Genomic DNA, 2,767 nt, shown 5'->3' with positions numbered 1-2,767 from the left:
ACAAGTCTTGAACTCCGGTATTATCTTTTGCAAAAAATGATGATCAGAAAAGGCAGAGCGGGCAACAACCTTTCCGGTCCTTATACTGCCTTCAAGGGAGCATACGAAATTTTCGAAGCATCTACGAACTATCCGTATGTGCCGAAAAACAAGTTCACGCAGCGCGATATTACTGCCGGGCTGGCGCTGGGTTATCAGCAGCGGCTATTCAAAAGGATCTATTTCGATGCTTCCATATTCTACGTAAAACCTTATCAAACCGGTCAGCGCATAATCGGCGGCAGCCGGCCATATCTCTGGTCTAAAATGGCAGTCGGGTTTACCTTCTGATTAGACTCCGCTTCCTGACACTCTCCTCTCCTGCGCTGCCCTTATTTCACCCCTCTGTAAGTGAAATAACGGGAAGTACAGCCGCGCATTCAACGCTGGTAAGGTCTTTGTATACAACATACGCAATTCAGGATTATGTAACCGGTAGAAACCCGGATTACGCATATCCGTCGATCAGGTCTGTTGAATATAAACTGCTACGTATGAAAAAAGTTAAGTATACCATTTCGCTGTTGAAGGAAACTTTTACAGAGTTTTCCAACGATAATGTACTCAAACTGAGCGCCGCATTATCTTACTATACAGTTTTCTCACTGGCACCGATGCTCTTGCTGATCATTTCCATTATCAGCTTTTTCTTCGGCCGGGAGGCTTTTGAGGGTGAGCTTTATGGACAGTTGCGGGGTTTGTTGGGGAAAGAAGCCGCCGCCCAGATCCAAGAGCTGATTAAAAATGCGGCGATCACGGATAAGTCCACCACCGCCGCCATTATCGGTGGCGTGACGTTGCTAATTGGTGCGACCGGGGTTTTTGCGGAAATACAGGATTCCATTAATTACATCTGGGCGATCAAATCCAAACCGAAAAAAGGCTGGCTGCAATACCTGAAAAACAGGTTGTTGTCATTTTCGCTTATTGTAACACTGGGTTTCCTGCTGGTTGTAACACTTGGTGTAAACACTGCAGTTGATCTGCTGAGCGCGCGACTCGAACGCTACTTTTCTGATGTTTCCGTCATCATTTTCTCGATCCTGAATGTAGGATTGGTGCTGGTGATTATAGCCGCGTTGTTTGCGGTGGTCTTCAAGGTGCTGCCCGACGGACACGTACGCTGGAAAGAATGCCTCATCGGGGCGGGATTTACCTCTGTACTTTTCGCAATCGGTAAGTTTGCGATCAGTTTTTACCTCGGCAGTTCTGACCTGGGCGCCACTTACGGGGCGTCGGCTTCCATTGTTATTTTGCTTTCCTGGATTTACTATTCTTCCATTATCCTCTACTTCGGGGCTGAGTTTACCAAGGTTTTTGCCAAATCAGACGGTCACGAAATTCGGCCGAACGAGCATGCTGTGCTCCTTGTAAGACAAGAATTCCAGCAGGAAGCGCCGGGACAGCCCGTTGCAGGTGCACAAACAGAGCGTTCGGGCATTCATATTGACCCGGTAGGTGCCAAAAACAAGCTTTTTGACACAGTTTCGAACTTTATTGATGATAAGCTGAATGCGATACGTGCCGAAGTTTATGGACGCATATCAAAAATGGCGTCTCCGGCTGTGTACTACCTGCTGGCGGCGATTATCGGACTTTGCATGATGATTACCATTTTGCTCGTTGCAGGTCAGTTGCTAAACCGGTGTCTGGAAAGTGACTATCTCGGCTACCTGATATTGCTTGGATTTGTGATCCTGCTGCTGGTGCTCCACCTGGCGTTGCAAAGCAAAATCCGCAGTCTGATCAGCAAAGTACTCTTCAAGGTCAGCAAGGAAAACTAACAGCCTCTTCCTGTGGTTACTGCTGCTTTTGCGCATTAAATACAACAGGAAGCTCTACTTTGTATGCAACCGCCCGGCCATTCTGCATAGCAGGTGTCCAGGCGGGCATGTTTTGAATCACGCGGACAGCCTCCTCGTTCAATTCCTTCTTGCGGGGTTTCAATACCTGCACATCCTGGATAACACCAGTTTCATTCACGATAAAAGTGGTCACCACGGTTTGTTCTTTGCGTGTTTCGGGTTGTTTCAGATTTTCAGAAAAGTACTTTTGAAGCGCCTGCTCACCGCCCGGGAACTGGGCTGGCTGCTCTACTTTTGTAAAAACGCGAACCGGCAATTTGGAAGCTTCCTGTTGGGCGTACACTTTACCCGAAAGAATGACAAGGATTAGAAGAATGAAGTGTTTCATGACTGTTGTGTAAATGTTGACTGCGCAATGCTATCCTATCGAGAGGCAAATAGCAAGCCTCTTAATAACAGTCCGAAATAGTACAAAATCGACAGCTATGTCTATGGTTTATAAGTAAATTCAATGATCGCTCCCTGCTCTGCCGATTCTTCGGGATTCTCTCCTGACGGGCCGGAAGTGACCGCAGACTTATCGGTTACCACATAGATTTTCGTTCCGTCAGCCGAAACTGCCAAGTCACGGTATCTGACTTTATTCATAAAATACTCCTTTTCTTCCTCAACTCCTGTTCCCGCCGCATTCAACTTCAAACGCACAATTTTTCCTTGTTTAAGCGAGGTAATCAGGAGCGAGTTCCGCCAGCCCGGAATAGTGCCGGATGTGTAGGCAGCAATTCCCGATGGCGCCAGCGACGGCCAGTCGGGACTCTTTTTGCCTGCCCGTATCGTATCCGCAAATGCGAGCAACTGCTTGTTTTCTGTTGCAAAAAAGCTTTTAACAGGCGGCTCGAAGTTCTTGAGCTTTCCGGCATTCG

General features: G+C 47.6%; 3 protein-coding genes and 1 pseudogene. 2 read left to right on the top strand and 2 right to left on the bottom strand.

What is annotated here, in order from left to right; genetic code table 11:
• Together ACTIE6_RS22200 and ACTIE6_RS22195 are read left to right on the top strand one after the other, a co-directional pair.
• Positions 1 to 330 (top strand): annotated as a pseudogene (locus tag ACTIE6_RS22200) (hypothetical protein); the annotation flags it as partial.
• 203 nt (positions 331 to 533) lie between these two features.
• A complete protein-coding gene (locus ACTIE6_RS22195) occupies positions 534 to 1,823 on the top strand; it encodes a YihY/virulence factor BrkB family protein (protein ID WP_439558715.1) in 1,290 nt (429 codons plus the stop codon).
• A gap of 16 nt (positions 1,824 to 1,839) precedes the next feature.
• On the opposite strand, the gene ACTIE6_RS22190 is transcribed toward ACTIE6_RS22195, so the two are convergent.
• Positions 1,840 to 2,232 carry a TonB family protein gene (locus ACTIE6_RS22190; RefSeq protein WP_439558714.1) on the bottom strand — a complete coding sequence of 131 codons (393 nt, stop codon included), beginning with the start codon at positions 2,230 to 2,232 and terminating at the stop codon, positions 1,840 to 1,842.
• 101 nt (positions 2,233 to 2,333) lie between these two features.
• A partial coding sequence (locus ACTIE6_RS22185) for a PQQ-dependent sugar dehydrogenase (RefSeq protein ID WP_439558713.1) occupies positions 2,334 to 2,767 on the bottom strand: 434 nt, incomplete at its 5' end.

This window comes from Dyadobacter sp. (assembly GCF_051859145.1).
Classification (GTDB): Bacteria; Bacteroidota; Bacteroidia; order Cytophagales; family Spirosomataceae; genus Dyadobacter.
Note: the sequence above shows the minus strand (reverse complement) of the source record. Positions and strands in the feature narration are given on the sequence as shown.

Coding starts and splice junctions, on each gene's coding strand:
- ACTIE6_RS22195 (WP_439558715.1), top strand. CDS start 534: ATGAAAAAAGTTAAGTATACCATTTCGCTGTTGAAGGAAACTTTTACA.
- ACTIE6_RS22190 (WP_439558714.1), bottom strand. CDS start 2,232: ATGAAACACTTCATTCTTCTAATCCTTGTCATTCTTTCGGGTAAAGTG.